The sequence below is a fragment of the uncultured Methanospirillum sp. genome, assembly GCF_963668415.2.
GTDB lineage: Archaea > Halobacteriota > Methanomicrobia > Methanomicrobiales > Methanospirillaceae > Methanospirillum.
Map to the genome: position 1 here is coordinate 1409215 of NZ_CAXXDL010000001.1, position 20325 is coordinate 1429539.

The window sequence follows — 20325 nt, forward strand, 5'->3', positions numbered from 1 at the left end:
CGATGGCAAGAAATCTTGTTCTTGAGCAGATAAATGATCCATTTGTCATCCTTTCATCCGATGCATTTATTCTTGATATGAATCCGTCCCTGGCCAGGGCCTTCAATCTTGAACCGAACGATTCGATAGGAGTAGATGTGAAGAGAGTATTCTCAAACTGGCCGGAATTAGTATCAATATTGACAAATACAGACTGGGAGAGCAAAAAGGATCAGGTATTCTCTCTTGAAAACGGAGAAAGAAAGGAGTCATATTCAATTACACGATCCGTGATCTCTGATACTGATACAGAAATACTCGGTACCGTTCTCACCTTTCATAATATCAGCGAACTCGAATCAACGAGGATACTGCTTGCAGAATCGAATGAGGAACTTAAATCAATAAATGTTCAACTCCATGACGAAATATCCGAACGGATAAAATTTGAACAGGCATTGAAACGGTCAGAATCAACCCTTCGAACAATCCTTGACAGTATGCACGATGCGGTATTTGTGCATGATAAAGACGGGAACATTCTTGAAGTAAATGCATAGATGCTCAACATCTATCATATACCTGATAAAACCGTTATTGCACAATTCCCAAACGTCAGGGATTATTCGCATCCTGATACCCCGGTCGATATGCTTCAGACCTATTGGGAATTGGTATTTTCAGGAGAAGATACATTATTCGAGGGAAGATCCGTTTGCCCGCTCGATAAAGAAACATTTGATGCTGAATTCTTTTTGACGAAGATCGAATTCGAGAATCATCCTGCAATTCTTGCATCTGTCCGAAATATTTCTGAGAGAAAGCAGGCCGAGAGGGCACTCTTCAATGTTAATGAGGAGTTGAAGGTACGAACAGAGGAGGTTCAGAACCAGTCCCGGTTTTTGCAGGATCTTATGGATACTCTGCCGATTCCTATCTTCTATAAAGATATTAAGGGGACATATACCGGATGTAATACCGAATTTGAGAGATATAACGGCAAACCTCGTGACCAGATTATCGGAAGATCAGTGTATGAGCTCTGGCCTGAACCGATGGCAGAAATATTTTATCAGGCTGATCTCCAGGTGTTTCAAACGCCACATCGGCAGCAATACGAAACCACAATACGATATCATGATGGGTCTGTACATGATGTTATTTTTTATAAAGCTCCGATCTTTACGATATCAAATCATGTAGATGGATTAATTGGAACCTTTTTAGATATCACTGAACGAAAAAGAGCTGAAGAGGCTCTTAAAGAGAGTGAATCATTCAACCGTGGACTTATTGAGAATCTTCCCGATTACATCGCAGTATATGGGTATGATAAAAAAATTCTCTATGTCAATCCGGCGTTGACAACTGCTCTTGGATACTCATTTGAAGATCTCGTATCAGAGCCGGTGTTTTCATATATTGGTGATGAATTCAGGAGTAAGAGTGAGGAGGTAGTATCGTCCCGGATAGAGGGCCGGATACCCCCGGTATATGAGGCAGATATTCTCTGCCGGGATCATAAGCGAAGATCGGTTATCATCAAAGGAACCCGGATTCAGTATCGTCAGAATCCCGCGATTCTTCTCCTGATGAGTGATATAACCCTTCGGAGACAGATGGAACAGGCATTGAGAGAAAATGAGGAGAAATTTGTTTCCATATTTGAAAAAACACCAGATCCTGTCCTTATCCTGGACTCATCATATCAAATTATTGAAGTTAACCGGGGATTTGAAAAGTACTTCGAATATTCGCATGCTGAGGTCCATGGAAAAAATGTTGATGATCTGGGTATCAGACTGCACCAGGAAGCTATCGAACTTCTTCTCAATACGAGTGAGAACAATTCTCATGCCTCCCTCATAGAGATGGAACTGTTAAAACGGACAGGTTCTCCATTTATTGCAGAAGTAACCATCTCCAGAATAATAATCAATACCGAATCGTGTTTCATCATTCAGATTCATGACATCGATGAGATCCGAAAAGCACATGAGGCCATCTCACAGGTCAACCATAAACTGAAGATTCTCTCCAGCGTTACGAGGCATGATATTCTCAACCGGATCATGGTTACTTCAGCGTATTCTGGTATGTTACTGGAAGATGTACAAGACCCGGACTTCCAACGTAAATTGAATGCTATCCGGCAATCTTCAGAAGAAATCAGGATTCTTATCGAATTTACCGGACAATACCAGAATTTAGGCGAGACGACTCCTACATGGCAGGTTTTAGAAGGTCTGTTTTCGTTCCGAGCAATTCAGGGGTTACTGTCCGGGATTCGGTTAACCCTGGATCTGGGCGGCGTTGAGATCTATGCAGATAATATGCTCGAAAAGGTGATCTACAACCTGGTTGAGAACTCAGTCAGGCATGGGAAAAACCTGACCCGGATCTCTCTTTCCAGCCATGAGGAATCAGGAACTATGATGATCTGGTATGAAGACGATGGGGGTGGTATCATACCTGAGGAGAAAGAAAAAGCGTTTGAGAAAGGGTTTGGTAAAAATACCGGTCGTGGTCTTTTTCTGATCAGGGAAATTCTCTCGATTACCGGGATAACAATAACCGAGAACGGGATTTTTGGAACCGGAGTTCGATTTGAGATGGTTGTTCCTGCAGGTATTTGGAGATTTACATCCACAAATAGAATCAGATCAGTTGAATAGTGAGAAAGATCGATTCTCCATATGGTGATCTCCTATGGTAATCACTCACTCTGGTATCATGAATCATCCATCTATCGGGGATTTCGCAACAGTTTACCCGGGATCATTTCTGGTTATCGGAATCCAGGTCATTGAGTGTTCGATGGGATCTCTGTATCGCAGGTGTGACCTCTTAAGCCTGAAAAATCTCTTCCTTGACCGGCTGATGAGATCTGATGCACAATGGATCGCCATGCCGTCTCTTGATTATTCCTGTATGATCAAGGAGAGTGATTTTGATCAGACCGCTTTTCCGGTTCGAGCGAACTGGGATATCGCTGGCTGAGGGTTTATCCTGAGCCCCTCGGCTATGATGTTGAACAGGCCTCTCTCCCGGATACGTTCCTTCATCTCGATAGAGCGTTGTCAATTCCAAAAAGAGCTGGTATCATTGTCTCCCCTGAAGCGTTTCCGGATGGTATACCATCCAGGTTCCATGACTGGAAACAGATCACAGTACCAATAGATCAGGCTTGCAGACCTGCAGCAAACGGGATTCCTCTTGATGAAACTCATTACATCCTTGGGTATAATGAGCATTTTTCCGGAACTGTGATACAGAAGGCGTTGGAGAAGGAAGGAATTACGGTGTACCGGATCCCGTTCGGAGCTCATAATTCTGTCGGAGGTTCCATCCGCTGTAGTACCAATCCGCTTATCAGGATTCTACCACAGTAATGGTACCTGAAAGACCATTCATAGTTTTTTATCGTTTTTTCAAAGTAAACCAGTAGTGTAATCTGTACTACAAACAGGTACACTATTATAGAAGCAGTCGTAACATACTTTCATCTATGGACCTTATCAAGGCGTTTCTTTCACTCAGGTATATCAGCATCATTGCTGTAATCTCTTCTTTTATCGGGGCCGTTCTTCTCTTCATCCTTGGTGCCCTGAAAATTGCAGGTGCACTCGGTGTTATGCTACTCAGTGGAAAATCCGTTCAACTCCTTATCGAAGCCCATGGTCCAGAGTCTGTAACATCGGGGATCGTTATTCTTGTTATCAATGCGATAGACTGTTTCCTGTTTGCCCTCATCCTCCTTATCTTTTCCTTTGGCATATATACGCTGTTTGTCAATAGTGCCTTCGTACAGGCTGATCAATATCCGTCATGGATTAAGATAGAAAGTATCTCACAATTGAAACTTTACCTCACCCAGGTCATCATAACTATTCTCTTCGTACAATTCCTTGAGATTTCAATCGTAAACGGAGAACATCTGGACTGGAAAGCGATCGTCCTGCCGTTCTCGATCCTCTGTCTCGCCGGAGCGATATATCTCATGCATGCAGGGAATAGTGAACATTAATCTTCAAGGAAACTCTGATATTCAACCGGTTGTGAGAAGAAGGATCCCCCGGGTTGAGAAATGCACCCCCTACCAGAAGATCAGACGGGCTAACCCATTATCCCTGTCCTTCTTTGCATGAAAAAGCCCTTTTCACCGGACCTACCTGGGGCCCCCAACGGGGCACCGTTGGGGTTTTTATACGCCAAAAAACCGGATTGGCGTCTCGATATCTGATGCAATGAGACAGGGGAGGCTCTTCTGGTAGTATTAGTTAGAGAGTAATTAATGTATCAACGGGAATCGGATATCCACTCCGGATAATATCAGGGGGCTTAATTCCGGCATTCTGATAACTCTCCCATGTTCTTTTTGTGATATCAGTTTTAAAAGTAAATTCGTGTCTGAGATCGTTCACATATGCCTTGGCAATAATTTTTCGATACAGTGGATAATTTTCGACAAGAATGATATACGGCCTTTTTTCAGAGATATACACATAACGGGAAGTTATGACTGCTTCGGTGAGAAGCCGGACCGCTTCATCGATATCAGCATCATAGGAGAGGTAGAGATCGGTGACAACCATCATTTCAGCAGAACCTGAGTTTGAACTCGAGACTGCATTAACAACTGTCAGATAATTAGGAATAGTTACCCTGCTATCTCCTGGTGTGACAATAACAGTCTGAATGAGACCAATATCGATAACTTCTCCATATTGTTCATTTATTGCGATTTTATCTCCAATCTGATACGGTTTTTCAATAATGATGACAAAACCGGCAATAATATTCTCAACAAGATCCTTAAGTCCGAACCCGAGTCCAGCTCCGATGAGTCCGGAGAATACTGCAAGTTCAGTAAATCCGAGATCAAACAACGGAGATAGGATCACATATACCATACAGATATACACTAAAATCTTGAGGACCGGGATAACCATTGCGAGAATATGGCGTCTGGTTCCAAGTTGTTCGGACAGAATGCGAAGGAAAAAATCCATTCCAAAAACAATCAGGTAACCAATAACGAGTATGAATAAACTTGAAATTATCCAGGATGGTTCAACAATGGTTCTGATCATATGCCCTGGCAGAGTCCCATCAGGAGCGATTTTGGATATATTCGTGATGTTTTGTAAAATTGCGCCCGATTCAACCATTATTACCACACCATCCGGAGTCGTTTCAATTCTTTGGTTATTTCCGCTAACGCTATCGGTTTAATCAGAACTCTTTCGTTTTTCAGTATCACAAGCTCCTTGTCCCGAAGTTTTGAGATGATAAGATTCAGGTTAATTTCTGATGGAATGACTTGGTTAAGGTCAGATACGAGCACATCCTCGTATGACATAATGAGTGAGAGAATATATGCCGTATCTGGATCTGATATTCCTGAGAGGACAGGAGGTCTCATGCTACTGAGTCGAATCTCCCAGGCATCACAAGCATGTTGCCATATTTGTAAGGCAATTCCCGGGTTTCCATTTGATATCTGATGAAGTCGCTCGAAAATGAGTTCTGATGGTTCGAGTTCCTGACTTTTATTCCTGAGTATTGCAACAAGCAACCGGAATCGAAGAAAATAATAGGAAAATTCTATTGTTTTATTGATAATGGGAATTATGAAGGTCTTCTTCTTCTGGATAAGCACCATTCTTCGAGGGACCGGAGGATCGATAATATAGAAGAGAGAACTGAGTTGTTGGGAGAGGATGATACTTCGAAGATCAGATTCACTCTTATGTTTGAGTTCAATTTGTTTACCAAAAAGAGATCCGATATCCTTTACTGCTACGAGATATCTCCAGGTGTGTATATTCCAGGTAGTGATCCAGATCTTCTCCTTTCTCGATAATATTTCAATAAATTCATCAAGCAGATGAAATCCATTGATCATCCTGCTAAAGATAAATCTGCAGTTTTCTACAATGATGATATCAACATCATTATCAGTTGAGAGGATGGAAAGATCGCTCAGTGCTTCTGCGAGTGTAATTCGTTTCGTTCGTCCTGCATGAACATGCTCAACTTTTGAGATGAGTTCTTCTCTTCCTGCAAGGTATTCTGAAATAATTGCGATATTACGAATTTTTCCAGATAATCCCTCGTCGATTACATGGAGCAATTGTTCAGTATCATCTGGCCAGATTTGGGTTTCTATTTGTCCAGAATCAGCTGAGTGTAATCCATCCATTACTCTCTATGGTGATATACTACTGTTTATAGGTTTTAGCGATTGCTCATGCAGCCCCAGATGGTACAGGCAGTGGATGGAGACGGCTGCCCAATCTGATAAATCGGAGATATTTTAAAAAATAAACGCAGATACTGCATTTTCCTAATCTGCTCATTAGGATAATTTCATATGAAATTGCAACTACCGGATTGTATGAGATCCATTATCGGTTGGTGTGCTCACACTTGTCTTCCTCCTTATCATGGGGGTAGTGAGTGCCACCAATATGGAAACTGAACAGATCTTTTTAAAACTTCTGGAAGCAGCCAGGACCTATAAGATTGAAGACCAGAAGGTATCACTCTCGGATACTGAAGGGAATTCCCTTCTCTTTATAAAATCAGAGAAGAGGGAGAGTAAGGATTCCTAAAGGATATTCTACATCTTTTGATCCCTCCTTATAGTCCCATCAGATCGGTATGGAGATGAATCAGGAGAAGTGACTACTCTCAATTAAAAACAGGTCCGAACGATAAAAAAATCACCGGGAGTATCGGATATGGCACAAATTCTTCCCGGATTACCGCTGTGGCCGTACTGTCTTCACAAACGTTGGTTTTCTCACGATTGCGGATCCATCGTTGTTCTCAACCTCGAGGGTTATCGTGTATCTCCCAATCCCCTGGTAGGTATGGACCGGATTCTGCAGTGTCGAGTACGATCCGTCCCCAAGGTTCCATCTCCATTTCGTCGGATACCCGGTTGAGAGATCGATAAATCGGACCGTGAGCGGCGGAACACCGGTCACATTGACTGCCGTGAAGTTGGCTGTCAGAGTGACCGGGATCACTCCGGGCCTGACCAGCGGTGCGGTGTCATTCGCCCCGGAAAAGACCGGATACGGAGTCGTGACATACCCGTTCGGGTTTACAGGCTGCAGGTCAGACCAGCCGGTCCCGTTCGGGTTGCTCCAGAAGTTGCCAGCAAGATACGGGCCGCCAACCACACTGGTTCCTTGCTGTGGACCGGCAGGGTTTGTCCACTTGAACTGTGATGCATCCCCCTCTCCGTCAACATTCTTCAGGTTGCCAAAGTAGTTGTTGTATACCGATCCGTTCCCACCGATGCTGGTATTGTCCAGGTATATTCCCGCATCGGTATTGTTTTGAAGTGTATTGCCTGTGAACAGAAGGGTATCCATGGCAACGTATGGGGAAAATGCGTACCTGTTCGATTCGAACCGGTTATCGACCAAAGATGCATAATCTGCTGACATAAAGATCCCACTGTGCCCATTCCTGCTGATATTGTTCTGCGATACAACGGTGTAGGACCCGTCAACCTCGAGCCCTCCCACTTTATTGCCGACTATCTCGTTTTGAGACACCGTCGTATTGACTCCTCCATATCCCAGACCCAGAAGCCGGTTGGAATTCATGATGTTCTCTGATATGACCGTATTATTCCCAAATGAAAACATGCCGATCATATTGTTGCGTACATCATTCCTAGTGAATGTAACAGAATTTCCGTAGGTCATAACTCCAACATTCCTGGTGTTAACAACACAATTTTCCCTGATAACCGTGTCATTACCGGTAAATTGGAGCCCATAATACTCATTGCCGGAGATATAGTTCTCAGCCACGGTATTCCCACCCATGCTCATGTTGATCCCGATCTGGCTCCCGGAGATCGAATTCCGGATAATCGTCTGGTTTCTATAAATTGCCCAGATGCCTGATTCAGAGTTATTTACAAAAACATTATCAGATACGGTAACCGATTCGCTACCCAGGTAGATCCCTCTGGTTGAGTTCTGTATGGTATTGTTGGAAATGATCTCATTGGTACCCCAGGATGACATGCCTGATGAGGTAGCATTCCGGATGACATTATCCTGCACGATGAAATTTCTACCAACGAAATGGATTCCGGTCAAGGTATTATCGATGATATTTCCTGTGATCGTTCCATTGAAAATGTATGAAGAGATGGCTACCTTTTTGGTTGCGTATATAGAATTGCCGGTTATCGTAGAGTTGTCTTTGATTACCACTATCCCCCTGCGATTGTTTTCAACAACATTTCCTGATATCGTTGAATTTAACCCGGCCATATATACAACATAAGCAGTATTGTTCCGGATCATATTACCGGTTATGACTGTATCGTTTCCTCGTGCGTCGATGCCATACTGGTTGGCATCAAATATATTGTTCGTGATAACCGCTCTGTCACCGGGTGAATAAACACCACAATCTTCATTGCCTGTCATCGTGTTGCCTGATATCGTGGCGTTCGTTCCAAATGCCCAGATTCCGTCATACAGGTTTGATGAGATAATATTATCTGCGATTACCGTCCCCTTCGCGACCGATTCAATACCATCTCCATTGTACCGGACGGTATTGTTTCTGATCTCGTTCTTTGATCCAAGGAGCAGCATCGCTCCATATGTGTTATTTTCAACAACGTTGTCTCTGATACTGATGTTCGTGCCATCCACGGTTACGATGCCGACATCCTTGTTGAACGATGTGACCGAATCATGGATGGTGGTATGTGATCCTGAGGCCAGGATACCTTCAGTATTGTTCATGGCAGTAATCCGGCTGATGATGGATGAGGTACCAGTTGAATTGACCCCGTTGTAATTACCGGTGAACACACTGTCCCTGATCACCGACTCTTCTCCGGTACTGGTAAGGCCGGAGGTAAACCCTGATATCAGAGAGAAATTACCGACGGTAATGCTGGAATTTGTGAGCATAATCCCGGTTCCGGTCCCATTTCCGGTGATGGTATGACCATTTCCATCAAGATGTACTGCTGGAGCAGTTATCGTGATCACAGCAGGATTGATAGCCGTTATATCAGATTCAGGAGTATAGGTTCCCGGAGCATAGATCCAGTAATCGGTATCGCTGTCAGGATACAGATACGAGTATCCAGAGCCCTCGGGGCTTGGTGTAACCGGGACCAGTATGACAGAGCCACCCTGGGTTTTCATTCCCGTCTCTGCCAGTCCTGCTTGTGAGGAGGAAACGGTGTTTATCTCCCCGGCAGTCAGACGTGAGAGCGGGACAACTCCCTCTTGTCCGTGAGCCATAATCTCGCTCACGTCGGTGCGGTGCTCCCTTTCGGTGATCTGCTCCTCAGCATAATCAGGCTCTGGCCCCGGAGTATCACTACCCCCTGATTGGAGATCGATTGGCGAGATGATATCTCCCCGCAATTCGAGTCCTGCCGCACTGATACCCTCCTCTATCGGCCCCGGGAGGGCACTGCATGGTAGAAAGAAGATACCAAACAGAATTGCAACAAGGAGAAGGATGCCCGGATATTTCATAGAGCACCCCCGCAATCCCACATAACTATTTCAGGATATGATAGCGCTCCCGGCGATCCTGCTATGAGAGTTGTATCATCTGAATTTTCATGGAGGAAGGCATTACCAGACTTCGCAGATACCACTGTGACTTCAGGTAACCCGATCCCGTTCTCCGGCTTTTCTACCAGAGTTTTGTGAATAAAAAATGTATATAGCCTCAAACACACGCCCATTGTTTCCCCACCGTTCAGATCTGTACCACCCAGGTACAAGTGGGAGGGTTTTATTTTTGTGTTATTATTAATGTTCTGATATTACATTCGCGAGATGAGATTTCTATTATAGTAGGGAATGGTACAAATCAGGGATTCAGGTAATGAAGCAATACTCTGGTGACCTTGCTGACCAATATCAATGATTTTTAGGAGTCAAGCGTCGGGAATCGCCTCATTGGTGCGAAATAATGAATTTTGATATCAGGGATACACGAAACTCAAAAAAAGGAGATCAAAAAGTAATCAGAGTCTGAAACCTGATTTATACTCGAATGCCTTCTGGAATGCTTTTATTCCACCGGTTACTGTGGTAGAGTCTTTCCAGGAGTTGGTAACTGACGGCAGATAGGTAGAGCCATTTACTGGCCAGTCGTCATAGTGGTTGAATAATGCAGGATCACCTGGGTCAACGTGGCCACCATAACTATTGTAGAGTTCAGCTCCATATTCGGTATAATACATACCGGTATCTCTACCTTCCATCACACTGCCTGCATAGGTGGTCTTAACCGTTCCTTCTGCAAAGCCACTACCTGAGTTAGCATCAGGAGTGACTGCAATCTGGTAGCTCAATCCTGCAGGAATATCATCGGTTGCAGCAACTGCCCGAATTTGACCATTTGATGATATTTGTGCACTGTTGACATTGATGAGAGCACTTTTTGCAGAGACTATATTACAAAACGGAGGTAGCCACTTTCCATGTTCTGATGAGAAGACACATCTGATATTATCATCAGATTGTTTAGCTTCTCCGGCAACATCAAGTGTATACTCTTCTTCTCCAACCATATGTGAACCTTCGGTGCTACCATATGTCAGAACTTTCTGTGACTCAATGTTGTACAAGTTATTTGACTGATCCTTAGAGTTGAAATCAAAGTTCTTATTTTCTGCCAGCTTCCCACCGTTGGTAAGAATTGAATCCCGATATTGGGTGTCAGCAATAACGTTACCCCGTGGGTACCCGTACATATTACCCCAAGTAGGATCATCATAATTATATGCCAGAGTACCAGTTCCGATAGCTCCAGGAGTTGTTATTACCCATTGCATGTCAGTTCCGGAGTCAATTGCCCCAGTTGCATCGACAACCGTGTTAATCGTAAAGACCTGGTTCTCCGGAGTTTGATTTGGCAACCGGTCAGCGGTTGCAAACCCTATTATCAAAAACAGGGTAATAATTACAAAAATTCCTGTATTAATTACGTTCATTCGTCCTCCTACTCATAATACCCGAGGTTAATCGGTGATTGAACCTATTAGGCCTTCACTATTAATGCGTATCGATTTAAGATCCATTCTCTTTTTGCATGAAAAAGTCCTTTTCACAGGTCCTACCTGGGGCCCCCAACGGGGCACCGTTGGGGTTTTTAGACAATACATCTCTGAACACTCAATTCAGAGAAGATTCAGGATCTCATTTCTTCACCTTGAATGGATGCATTCCCCATTGCATGAAATTCCCATGCCATGAGAACCACTGAGAGGAGTAAAAACCCTGAGAAGGTAAAAAGTGCAGGAACTGCATCAATTTCTCCGCTGGAAGAGACAAAAAAACCCATAAGAGAAGGCCCGATAAATCCTCCAATCGTTGCTAACGCATTCACAAGTGCAATACCACCTGATGCATCGATCTGTTTCATCCGGTCTGTTACAATCGCCCAGAAGACCGGAATGGCTGCATACAGCCCCGTCATTGCCACTGTCAGAAATACAAGGGATGATATCGGATCTTTAACGAAAGCATCGACGAATAGACCGATTGATGCACAGATCCAGGGAATATAGAGGTGATACTTTCTCTCCCCGGTCCGATCAGAATGTTTTGCCCAGAGAAACATACCAATGAGAGCAAAGACATACGGAATGGAAGAGATCAAGCCCGTTTCAGTATTGGACGAGTTGAAGTGAAATGACCGGATGATCTGCGGAAGCCAGAAGATAATGGCGTATCCGGCACACATCTCAAAAAAATATGCAACCCAGATCCGATGAAACCAGATCTGACCGAAGAAGAATGAGAGTGTTCTTCGGGCTGGCACTCCTTTGGATTCACGTTCGGCACGAAGGGTACTGACCAGACTGGTCTTTTCTTCAGTGGAAAGCCAGGGAGCATCTTCAGGTCTGTTGATGATGTACCGGTAGGCAATAATTCCAAGGATAATTGCAGGAACACCTTCCAGAATAAAGACCCACCGCCAGCTGGCAAGTCCAAGCCAGGTGACATGATCAAGGATGAGTGTGGAGAGAGGAGCTCCGATGATAAGAGCAACGATCTGGGCAGCATACAGGTAACTCAGAGACCTCCCGAGTTCCCGGCTAGGAAACCAGAATGAGAGATAGAGCACAATACCGGGGTAAAAACCAGCTTCTGCAGCACCAAGGAGAAGTCTCAACGCTCCGACATCATAGGCACTCCGTGCAAGAGAAAGAAGTACAACAACAATACCCCAGGATATCAGGATCCTCGGAATCCAAATCTTCGCCCCGACACGTTCCATCATCCTGTTGCTGGGATATTCACAGATGATATACCCGATAAAAAATACTCCTGATGCAAGACCGAAGATCACAGGAGTGATCCCGAGATCCTGATTCATGGTAAGGGCTGCAAATCCCAGGTTTACCCGATCGATGTAGTTGATGATGTAGAGGATGAGAATAAACGGAAGAATATGGAGAGTGATCTTTCTGATAACCTTATCATCATACTGTACCTCACTGTGGTCACCCATCAGAGAGATGTATGTTAGATCCCTTAATAGAGTAGATGGAGATGTATCGGATCAATAACTGTCTCCTGTCTCCAGGGTTGCCAGTCGTGATATGATAACCGGAAGAGCAGAACTATTAAGTGTATGCCATGGATCATGAAGTGTGATCCAGGTGTATGCAGCAGAGTGACTACTGTTGCACTCATGCCACACCTGATTCATCCTGATTGGAGGAACCACGATGAATACCGGACTGATTCTAATAATCTTTACAGGAGTTGGTATTCTCTGCATTGGAGTTTTGGCGGGGGTTTCTGCTCTCTCCTCTGATTCTCCAGGAAAACAGTTCAGCAGAGACGGGTATACTCTCATGATCCCCTCCTCCTGGATGGTCCAGGAGGAGAAGGATTCGGTCATAATTGAACTTCCTGACGGGTCAGGTTCGGTAAATATCGGCATCGCCTCTGCACAAGGAAACCTTTCGCAGATTCACGGCCAGTACCTGAATTATATCATTCAGACCTCAATAACGCAGTTTGATCTGACACAGTATACGCTGGACTCTGAGTCAGTAGGGACTATTGACGATAAACCAGCCTTATCAACAATATTTACCCTGAATAACGCTGCCGGAGCAGGAGTTAGGGCAGAGCTCTTCACAATCGAGGGAACAAATCAGGTCTTCCATATTCTCTTTACCGAACCGGTAGAGCGGTATGATGATGCTTTTTCCGACTTTGAGGAGATCCTTCGCTCGATTGTTATCAGATAAGGAGAAGGGTTCTCCTTATCTGATCAATATGAGAATGTTCTGCCGGTCTTTGATGTCTCTGTCTTTTGTACAACAACCCCGGTCTTGTCGTCCTTCAGTTCCGGTTGGGTTACCTCATCATCTTTGTGAATGCCGGATTTTCCAAACCACCCTTCATTCATCTTCTGCTCAGCTGCAACCGCCTCGTTATGGACTTCAATAGCTCCCGCATAATCCCTGGCAGCAATTTTTGATTCCATCATCTCTCTGGTCCGTCGCCAGAGTTCTGCTTCATACCCGATGTACTGGGGGGTATTGGTTATCAGTGACGCTGCACTCTCAAAAAGTTGCAGTCCTGCGTTTGCCTTGAAGAGACCCATGGTATTCTTCTCAAAATCATGTGCCTCTGCCTGAAGTACTTCAGCGGTCTTCCCAGGCTTTGCGATCTCTGCTTCCGAACCGGCATAGGACTGGGCGTTTCCGGTAAGGTAGTCATTAAATTTACCATTCCACTGTTCATAGAGATCTTTAACAGTGGCAAGCCTGCCTTCAGCATCCAGTTTCAGATCAACACTGCCAGAAGAATCAGGACCAGATGATCCCGTATCTCCCCCCGGAAGTCGAGACCACTGGAGTTTTGCAAGACGTTGTACTTCAGAAAGGGCCAATGACTCATAATCTATCCCTTTTTTTATCTTTAGGTTCTTATTGAACTCAACTGAAACATCGCCGAGTACGCCTTTACTTTTCCAAAAATAGATCTGATAATGACACCACCACTCACCCTTGTCATGATATTTTACTAGCACACCACCAGGTAATGGGTCATATGTCTCCACCGTGACGTCCGAATTTTTCCATATATTCTTGGCTGATTCTCTCCGTGCATCAGGGTTTATCATAAACTCATATAACTCTGCAATATCGGGTGAGTAATAGTTGAGATATGTATTGACTCTGCCAACCATATCGCCACCGGGTTTGTCCCGGTATGCATCGAAATAGATACCAGCGGTTCCTTCTTTTCCTCGCATATCACAGACAGGTCCATCGGTCGTCCAGATCACCAGTGGGGAGAGATCTGCCTGACTGAAGAGGGAGCCACAGAGCGGATTATCTGTACTCTGCTCTGACTGGTCTGCAAAACTCCAACTGAAACAGACCCATGCAACCAGAAGGCTGATGAATACTGTCTTCTTGACAGAATAAAAACACCCTCTCCCCATATCCTTCCCCTCTGCGATTGTATTCTCACATGAGATGAAATAGATGATCACACATGGGGAAAACGGAAGGAGATGGCAGCAACCTGTTTTTTTCTGCATCAGATGAAATAGCCGGAGGATCTGACGTGTTACCGATATGATACCGGCAATGCCGTGCATATTTTTTTAATATTCCTTATCTTCATTGCCTTTTATGCCCTGGAGAGGTTGGCTCTGTATAGTCATCTGTTGTACTTGATCTGAATAATATGGCCTTTGCCTGACTACATTAATCCGTTTTTCCCTGTAAGGAACATTTATCACATCACCAGCATAAGTCACTCATCAACAGGACGGTAAGAGTATGACTGACAGCAAGTGCCCGGTGACCGGCAGGATGAGTATGCAGGCAACAGGTCAGGGTAGATCTATCAGGGACTGGTGGCCTCACCAGCTGAACCTCAGGCTCCTTCATCAGAACTCTCCCCGATCAAACCCGATGGGTGAGACCTTCTGTTATGCCAGCGAATTTAAGAACCTTGACCTGGCTGTAGTAAAGAAGGATCTGGCAGACCTGATGAAGAGTTCACAGGACTGGTGGCCGGCAGACTTTGGTCATTACGGTCCCCTCTTCATCCGAATGGCATGGCACAGTGCCGGGACGTACCGAACCAGTGACGGCAGGGGAGGAGGGAGCGGTGGACAGCAACGCTTTCCCCCGCTTAACAGCTGGCCTGACAACGTAAACCTCGATAAGGCACGCCGACTCCTCTGGCCGATAAAACAGAAGTATGGCAGGAAGATATCATGGGGTGACCTCATGATCCTTGCCGGCAATGTTGCACTTGAGTCGATGGGATTCAGGACCTTTGGCTTTGGAGGCGGACGCGATGATTTCTGGGAACCGCAGGAAGACATCTACTGGGGTTCAGAAGATACATGGCTTGGAGACCAGCGGTATTCAGGTGACCGGGAACTGGAAAAACCTCTTGCTGCCGTTCAGATGGGGCTCATCTATGTCAACCCTGAAGGTCCGAATGGAAAACCTGATCCTCTGGCTGCTGCTCAGGATATCAGGGACGTCTTCGGGCGTATGGCCATGAACGATGAGGAGACCGTTGCTCTTATCGCAGGTGGACATACCTTTGGAAAGACACATGGAGCAGGTCCTGCATCTCATGTAGGGCCGGAGCCGGAGGCTGCAGGTCTTGAAGAGCAGGGACTTGGCTGGAAGAGCGACTTTGGTTCAGGCAAAGGCAATGAGACGATCTCAAGTGGTATTGAGGTTACATGGACCGCTACACCAACGAGATGGACCAACAATTTCTTCAGAAATCTGTTCAGCTTTGAATGGGAGCTGATGAAAAGTCCGGCAGGTGCGTACCAGTGGCAGCCAAAAGGCGGAGCAGGAGCAGGAACGGTTCCTGACTCTCATGATCCAGCAAAGCGTCATGCCCCGGGGATGCTGACAACCGATCTCGCGTTGAGATTTGATCCGGCATACGAAAATATTTCCAGGAAATTTTACGAACATCCGGAAGAACTTGCAGATGCATTTGCCAGAGCCTGGTTCAAACTGACACATCGCGATATGGGACCGCGAGCCCGTTATCTCGGGCCTGAAGTCCCTGCCGAGGATCTCATCTGGCAGGACCCGATCCCGGCGGTGAATCATCCGCTGATTGATGAGAAGGACATTGCCTCGCTCAAATCAAGAATTCTGGCCAGTGGACTCTCAATATCCCGGCTGGTAACAACCGCATGGGCATCAGCATCCACATTTCGTGGATCTGATAAACGTGGCGGAGCAAACGGTGCACGAATCCGCCTGAAACCACAGAAAAACTGGGAGGTTAACCAGCCTGAAGAACTTGCAACGGTGCTCAGGGTTCTTGAGGATATCAAGAGCGGGTTCGACAGCACTGCCCCGGGTGGAAAGAAGGTCTCTCTTGCAGACCTGATCGTTCTGGCCGGATGTGCAGCTGTAGAGAAGGCAGCAAAGAATGCAGGATACACTATCACTGTGCCGTTCATCCCCGGGCGGATGGATGCCCTGCAGGAGCAGACCGATGTGGCCTCATTTGCAGTGCTCGAACCGATTGCAGACGGGTTCAGGAACTACATGAAAGGACCCTGTTCAGTCGATGCCGAGGCGTTGCTTGTAGACAGAGCACAACTGCTGACCCTTTCAGCACCAGAAATGGTGGTTCTTATCGGAGGTATGAGGGTATTGAACACGAATTTCAAGCAGACACCTTATGGTGTATGTACAAAGAGGCCTGAAGTTCTGACACATGATTTCTTTGTAAATCTGCTGGACATGAGTACAGAATGGAATCCAGTCTCTGATGCCAAAGACATATTTGAGGGGAAAGACCGGAAGACCGGAGAGGTCAGGTGGACAGGCACCCGTGTGGATCTCATCATCGGATCAAATGCCCAGCTCAGGGCTATCGCAGAGGCATACGGAAGTTCTGATTCTGAAGAGAAGTTTGTTCAGGACTTTGTTTCCGCCTGGAACAAGGTCATGAACCTTGATCGCTTCGATCTTTCTGCAAATACATAAGATCCCTGAATTACCACCTATTTTCAGGATAGGAAGGGAAATGACCGGATATTGCTGACCGGTCAGCCCTGAATAAAGCAGAAGGGATCATCATCTGAAAAATCCCCTTTTTGCGAGAATGCCCTCACACGGCACCCTCCCCCACAGAGATCCAGGTATGAACATGATGCACATCTTCCCGTGAGCAGTTCTTTCTTACTTCTGAATCGTTTCAGAACCGGGTTATCCTGATCATTCCAGAGTTCAGAAAATTTCCTGGTCCTGATTGATCCGATGTGACATTCAGGAATCTGGGCAAACTGGCACGGATACACATCCCCGTGCCGTGTTACATTGGCTACCCTGATGCCTGCACTGCATCCCCCTTTCATCGATGCAATGAGAGAACGGGCTTCAGGCAGATCAGGAGCATTCTTCTGTTCCATGACCGAGAGCAGATGGATGGCATCCTGTGGACCGTCTACCGTGAGAAATTCCATCACCGATGGATCGGTCTTTGCCGCATACTCCTGCAGAAGATCAAGAACTGAGAAGACTTCATCGCCAGAAACCTGCAGGGTATCGTATGAATCGGTCCCTCGTCCTGATGGGACGAGCCAGTACAGGCAGAACCTGCAGGCTCCGATCTTCAGGGAGAGGTCGATAAGATCCCTGAGTTCATGGTAGTTCTCTTTCGTAAGGGTTACCCGGACACCGCACCGGACCCCCGCATCATTGCAGTACGAGAAGGCCTGCACGGCACGGTCGAAAGCACCCGGACAGTTTCTGAACCGGTCATGCGTCTGCGGTGTCGCACCATCCAGTGATATCCCGACATACCCGATGCCCGATTCTCTGATCTTCTCAGCGATCACAGGGGTTATGAGCGTCCCGTTGGTGCTGAGGGCGGTCCTGATTCCCAACTGCTTTGCATGGGTGGCAAGTTCAAAGAGATCTGATCTGACAAGCGGCTCACCACCGGAGAAGAGTACCACCGGAACCTTGAGTACGGCACAGTCATCGATGAATGAGAGAGCCTCCCGGGTTGTAAGTTCCGCATCTGACTCCTGGTCAGGGCCTGACGAGTTGTAGCAGTGCATACAAGAGAGGTTACACCTGCCGGTGATGTTCCAGAAGATAACCGGCCGTATCACAGATGAGTAGGCAAGGAACTCCTGCCTGACCTCGTTGTTGCCCTTTTCTGCCATCATGGAACTGATGGTACCTTTTCCGTGAAGACACTGGGTTATTCTGTTCATACATCTGCCTCCAGGTCCTGTGCCCGGGTATGGGGAACTCTCTTGTACTCTTCGGTGCTGAAAAGCATCAGGTAATCAGGGTATCTGGTCATCTCTGATATCTCTGCAACCTCTTCGCTGACCTGCCTGCGGGTCCACCCATGATGGACAGTATAGATGGAATACTCCCATCTTCCCGGAACCGGCCTTCTTCGGTAACAATGGGTGACTCCGTTCATTTCTGAAAGCTGCAGACCTGCATGGTCTGCTTCATCTTCAGGAACGTTCCAGGCAACAAGGGCGTTTGCACGAATTCCGATGCTTCTCTGATTGATACGAGCCCTGACCCGCCGGATTACGCCCTCACCCTTGAGATCTGTAATCCTGCTGATCACATCGGCCTCAGAGATGCCCAGAGATGCTGCAATGTCAGCATACGGGTTTTCAACCAACGGGACCCCTTTTTCCAGCTCTTCAAGAAGCAGAAGATCACTGGCGTCCATTACTCACCATCTCCATCATTTTGCAGAATGGGAAATTTCACATCTATCTTATACGCCCTGATGGTTCTCAGATCAAGCAGGTGTTCGGAGTTGATCCCGGTTTTTTTCAGGATCTCCTTTATCAGATCATCGATCCTCTCATCCGAATCCGCAGCAAGAGTAAACCAGAGGTTGAACAGATCCTCACGCCTGAAATTGTGGGAGACCTCAATGTATTCGTTGACTACTGCTGCAGCATCTTCGAGACGGTCATCAGGAACCTGAAGGGCTATCAACGTTGATAATCTGCTTCTTCGTTTTGCAGACTCCAGCGTTGGTGAAATACTCCGGATTATTCCGAAGCTTTTCATCTGCCGGGCCCTTCTCAGCACCTCTTCACCTGAAAGCCCGATAGATCTTCCTATCGCTTCCCATGGGTTGTGCTCAAGGGGAAAGTCGCTTTGAAGGGCATTGAGAATGATGAGGTCGTTCTGGTTGATATCTACCTGTCCGGTCATTTCGATCCTCCCGGCTGATACGGGCAGAGGGGATCTTCAGCACAGATCTCTCCATCAATATCACGTGGTTTCACCAGACTTCCGCAGGATTGTGGAACGTTTTCAGATTTAGAGAATGCCCGTGCCCTGCATCCCCCACAGACTTCTTTGTACTCACAGAGGCCACATTTGCCTGAAAGCCTCTCATTATTCCGGAGTGCCGCAAACACATCCGATTCTGACCATATCCTGCTGAACGAATCGCTTCTCAGATCTCCTGCAATCACCGGCAGATACGGGCAGGGCGTGACCTTCCCATCCGCATATATCCTGCAGTACGATATGCCGGCAACACATCCCTTCCCCCAGGAAGGGTTTGATATTCCCATCTCATCGGCTATACGCCTGAACTGAGGAATGCAGGTCGGGCGAAGGGAAATTCCGGTGTTATCCCGGGGACTGCGACCATAGGTCGTGATTATATGCCTGAGCAGCCCTTCATACGTTCCATACCGCTCATAGTTTTCATGAACAGATCTGCCGGTTGGAACCGGTACGAAAACCTGGAACTGTGAGACACCACATTCTTTTCCAAGTGCTACCACCCGGTCAAGTTCATCATTGTCAGGTGAGAAGATGGTGATGTTGATCTGAACCTGGATCTCTTCCCTGATGCAGTCTTTTATTGACTGAACTGCCCTCTTCCATGAACCCGGACTCCCTCTGATCCGATCATGAAGGTCAGGCTCTGCTGAATCGATACTAATAGCAACACTCCTGATGCCAGCCTCTTTGAGTTTTTTGGGAGTGTCACGTTCGAACAGGTACCCGCTGGTTCCAAGTGCCATCCTGAGTCCAAGGCCGGTGCCATACGTGGCAATCTCATAGAGATCGGATCTCATCATCGGTTCACCCCCGCTCAGAATGACCACAGGGCTCCCGACCTCTTTGATCTGATCAAGGATCTCAAATGCTTCCTCTGTTGAGAGCGGATCTGCTATCTCGGTCTGCTTCGCATTGGCATAGCAGTGGGGGCAGCTGAGGGGACAGCGGAGTGTGAGATTCCAGGATAGTATCCTGAGAGGAGCAGATCTTTTGTCCATCGATAGTAACCC

At 46.4% G+C, this 20325-nt stretch carries 19 protein-coding genes; 8 read left to right on the plus strand and 11 right to left on the minus strand.

Features of this window, described 5'->3' with window-relative positions; genetic code table 11:
* Window positions 1-2: 2 nt before the first annotated feature.
* The 5 genes from ACHZA2_RS06450 (at window position 3) to ACHZA2_RS06470 (ending at window position 4006) form a co-directional block, all read left to right on the plus strand.
* Entirely contained in the window at window positions 3-539 is a 537-nt protein-coding gene (locus ACHZA2_RS06450; protein WP_319579024.1) for a PAS domain-containing protein, read from the plus strand.
* The gene (locus ACHZA2_RS06455) at window positions 540-2654 is read left to right on the plus strand and encodes a PAS domain S-box protein (protein ID WP_319579025.1); all 2115 of its coding nucleotides are present in this window, start codon (window positions 540-542) and stop codon (window positions 2652-2654) included.
* A 58-nt stretch (window positions 2655-2712) separates the two neighbouring features.
* Complete coding sequence (locus tag ACHZA2_RS06460) at window positions 2713-2979, plus strand: hypothetical protein (protein WP_319579026.1); 267 nt, start codon at window positions 2713-2715, stop codon at window positions 2977-2979.
* Window positions 2980-3056: 77 nt separating this feature from the next.
* Entirely contained in the window at window positions 3057-3371 is a 315-nt protein-coding gene (locus ACHZA2_RS06465) for a hypothetical protein (protein ID WP_319579027.1), read from the plus strand.
* A gap of 116 nt (window positions 3372-3487) precedes the next feature.
* Window positions 3488-4006, plus strand: a complete 519-nt coding sequence (locus ACHZA2_RS06470) for a YqhA family protein (protein WP_319579028.1) — start codon at window positions 3488-3490, stop codon at window positions 4004-4006.
* A gap of 253 nt (window positions 4007-4259) precedes the next feature.
* Here the strand turns inward: ACHZA2_RS06470 and ACHZA2_RS06475 are convergent, their stop codons facing one another.
* Window positions 4260-5150 carry a mechanosensitive ion channel domain-containing protein gene (locus ACHZA2_RS06475; RefSeq protein ID WP_319579029.1) on the minus strand — a complete coding sequence of 297 codons (891 nt, stop codon included), beginning with the start codon at window positions 5148-5150 and terminating at the stop codon, window positions 4260-4262.
* A gap of 2 nt (window positions 5151-5152) precedes the next feature.
* Entirely contained in the window at window positions 5153-6115 is a 963-nt protein-coding gene (locus tag ACHZA2_RS06480) for a hypothetical protein (protein WP_394698509.1), read from the minus strand.
* Between the two features lie 286 nt (window positions 6116-6401).
* Here ACHZA2_RS06480 and ACHZA2_RS06485 point away from each other — a divergent pair, with 286 nt between their 5' ends.
* Window positions 6402-6596, plus strand: a complete 195-nt coding sequence (locus ACHZA2_RS06485) for an META domain-containing protein (RefSeq protein ID WP_394698510.1) — start codon at window positions 6402-6404, stop codon at window positions 6594-6596.
* Between the two features lie 150 nt (window positions 6597-6746).
* On the opposite strand, the gene ACHZA2_RS06490 is transcribed toward ACHZA2_RS06485, so the two are convergent.
* The 4 genes from ACHZA2_RS06490 to ACHZA2_RS06505 form a co-directional block, all read right to left on the minus strand.
* A complete protein-coding gene (locus tag ACHZA2_RS06490) occupies window positions 6747-9518 on the minus strand; it encodes a NosD domain-containing protein (RefSeq protein ID WP_319579032.1) in 2772 nt (923 codons plus the stop codon).
* A 500-nt stretch (window positions 9519-10018) separates the two neighbouring features.
* Entirely contained in the window at window positions 10019-10990 is a 972-nt protein-coding gene (locus tag ACHZA2_RS06495) for a hypothetical protein (protein ID WP_319579033.1), read from the minus strand.
* 197 nt (window positions 10991-11187) lie between these two features.
* Window positions 11188-12513 carry an MFS transporter gene (locus ACHZA2_RS06500; RefSeq protein ID WP_319579034.1) on the minus strand — a complete coding sequence of 442 codons (1326 nt, stop codon included), beginning with the start codon at window positions 12511-12513 and terminating at the stop codon, window positions 11188-11190.
* 51 nt (window positions 12514-12564) lie between these two features.
* Entirely contained in the window at window positions 12565-12732 is a 168-nt protein-coding gene (locus ACHZA2_RS06505; RefSeq protein ID WP_319579035.1) for a hypothetical protein, read from the minus strand.
* 1 nt (window position 12733) lies between these two features.
* On the opposite strand from ACHZA2_RS06505, the gene ACHZA2_RS06510 reads away from it, so the two are divergent.
* Window positions 12734-13264, plus strand: coding sequence for a hypothetical protein (locus ACHZA2_RS06510; protein ID WP_319579036.1), 531 nt, complete (start codon window positions 12734-12736; stop codon window positions 13262-13264).
* Between the two features lie 23 nt (window positions 13265-13287).
* Here the strand turns inward: ACHZA2_RS06510 and ACHZA2_RS06515 are convergent, their stop codons facing one another.
* Window positions 13288-14568, minus strand: a complete 1281-nt coding sequence (locus tag ACHZA2_RS06515) for a hypothetical protein (protein WP_319579037.1) — start codon at window positions 14566-14568, stop codon at window positions 13288-13290.
* A 244-nt stretch (window positions 14569-14812) separates the two neighbouring features.
* Between ACHZA2_RS06515 and katG the strand changes: the two genes are divergently transcribed.
* Complete coding sequence (katG, locus tag ACHZA2_RS06520; protein ID WP_319579038.1) at window positions 14813-17014, plus strand: catalase/peroxidase HPI; 2202 nt, start codon at window positions 14813-14815, stop codon at window positions 17012-17014.
* 62 nt (window positions 17015-17076) lie between these two features.
* Here katG and ACHZA2_RS06525 read toward each other — a convergent pair whose 3' ends face one another.
* Genes ACHZA2_RS06525 through ACHZA2_RS06540 form a run of 4 tightly spaced genes read right to left on the minus strand, consistent with a single transcriptional unit; the run spans window position 17077 to window position 20313 of the window.
* Complete coding sequence (locus ACHZA2_RS06525) at window positions 17077-18252, minus strand: radical SAM/SPASM domain-containing protein (protein ID WP_319579039.1); 1176 nt, start codon at window positions 18250-18252, stop codon at window positions 17077-17079.
* Window positions 18249-18734: an Lrp/AsnC family transcriptional regulator gene (locus ACHZA2_RS06530; RefSeq protein ID WP_319579040.1), complete on the minus strand. Its 486-nt coding sequence runs from the start codon at window positions 18732-18734 to the stop codon at window positions 18249-18251. Before ACHZA2_RS06530 ends, ACHZA2_RS06525 begins: the two co-directional genes overlap by 4 nt.
* Window positions 18734-19231 (minus strand): Lrp/AsnC family transcriptional regulator, encoded by a 498-nt coding sequence (locus ACHZA2_RS06535; protein ID WP_319579041.1) that lies wholly within the window; start codon window positions 19229-19231, stop codon window positions 18734-18736. Before ACHZA2_RS06535 ends, ACHZA2_RS06530 begins: the two co-directional genes overlap by 1 nt.
* Complete coding sequence (locus ACHZA2_RS06540; RefSeq protein ID WP_319579042.1) at window positions 19228-20313, minus strand: radical SAM/SPASM domain-containing protein; 1086 nt, start codon at window positions 20311-20313, stop codon at window positions 19228-19230. Before ACHZA2_RS06540 ends, ACHZA2_RS06535 begins: the two co-directional genes overlap by 4 nt.
* Window positions 20314-20325: the final 12 nt, after the last annotated feature.

Bases quoted from the DNA above. Each gene is read 5' to 3' on its own strand.
- ACHZA2_RS06450 (WP_319579024.1), top strand. From the start codon at position 3: ATGGCAAGAAATCTTGTTCTTGAGCAGATAAATGATCCATTTGTCATC.
- ACHZA2_RS06455 (WP_319579025.1), top strand. From the start codon at position 540: ATGCTCAACATCTATCATATACCTGATAAAACCGTTATTGCACAATTC.
- ACHZA2_RS06460 (WP_319579026.1), top strand. From the start codon at position 2,713: ATGAATCATCCATCTATCGGGGATTTCGCAACAGTTTACCCGGGATCA.
- ACHZA2_RS06470 (WP_319579028.1), top strand. From the start codon at position 3,488: ATGGACCTTATCAAGGCGTTTCTTTCACTCAGGTATATCAGCATCATT.
- ACHZA2_RS06475 (WP_319579029.1), bottom strand. From the start codon at position 5,150: ATGGTTGAATCGGGCGCAATTTTACAAAACATCACGAATATATCCAAA.
- ACHZA2_RS06490 (WP_319579032.1), bottom strand. From the start codon at position 9,518: ATGAAATATCCGGGCATCCTTCTCCTTGTTGCAATTCTGTTTGGTATC.
- ACHZA2_RS06495 (WP_319579033.1), bottom strand. From the start codon at position 10,990: ATGAACGTAATTAATACAGGAATTTTTGTAATTATTACCCTGTTTTTG.
- ACHZA2_RS06500 (WP_319579034.1), bottom strand. From the start codon at position 12,513: ATGGGTGACCACAGTGAGGTACAGTATGATGATAAGGTTATCAGAAAG.
- ACHZA2_RS06510 (WP_319579036.1), top strand. From the start codon at position 12,734: ATGAATACCGGACTGATTCTAATAATCTTTACAGGAGTTGGTATTCTC.
- ACHZA2_RS06515 (WP_319579037.1), bottom strand. From the start codon at position 14,568: ATGCAGAAAAAAACAGGTTGCTGCCATCTCCTTCCGTTTTCCCCATGT.
- katG (WP_319579038.1), top strand. From the start codon at position 14,813: ATGACTGACAGCAAGTGCCCGGTGACCGGCAGGATGAGTATGCAGGCA.
- ACHZA2_RS06525 (WP_319579039.1), bottom strand. From the start codon at position 18,252: ATGAACAGAATAACCCAGTGTCTTCACGGAAAAGGTACCATCAGTTCC.
- ACHZA2_RS06530 (WP_319579040.1), bottom strand. From the start codon at position 18,734: ATGGACGCCAGTGATCTTCTGCTTCTTGAAGAGCTGGAAAAAGGGGTC.
- ACHZA2_RS06535 (WP_319579041.1), bottom strand. From the start codon at position 19,231: ATGACCGGACAGGTAGATATCAACCAGAACGACCTCATCATTCTCAAT.
- ACHZA2_RS06540 (WP_319579042.1), bottom strand. From the start codon at position 20,313: ATGGACAAAAGATCTGCTCCTCTCAGGATACTATCCTGGAATCTCACA.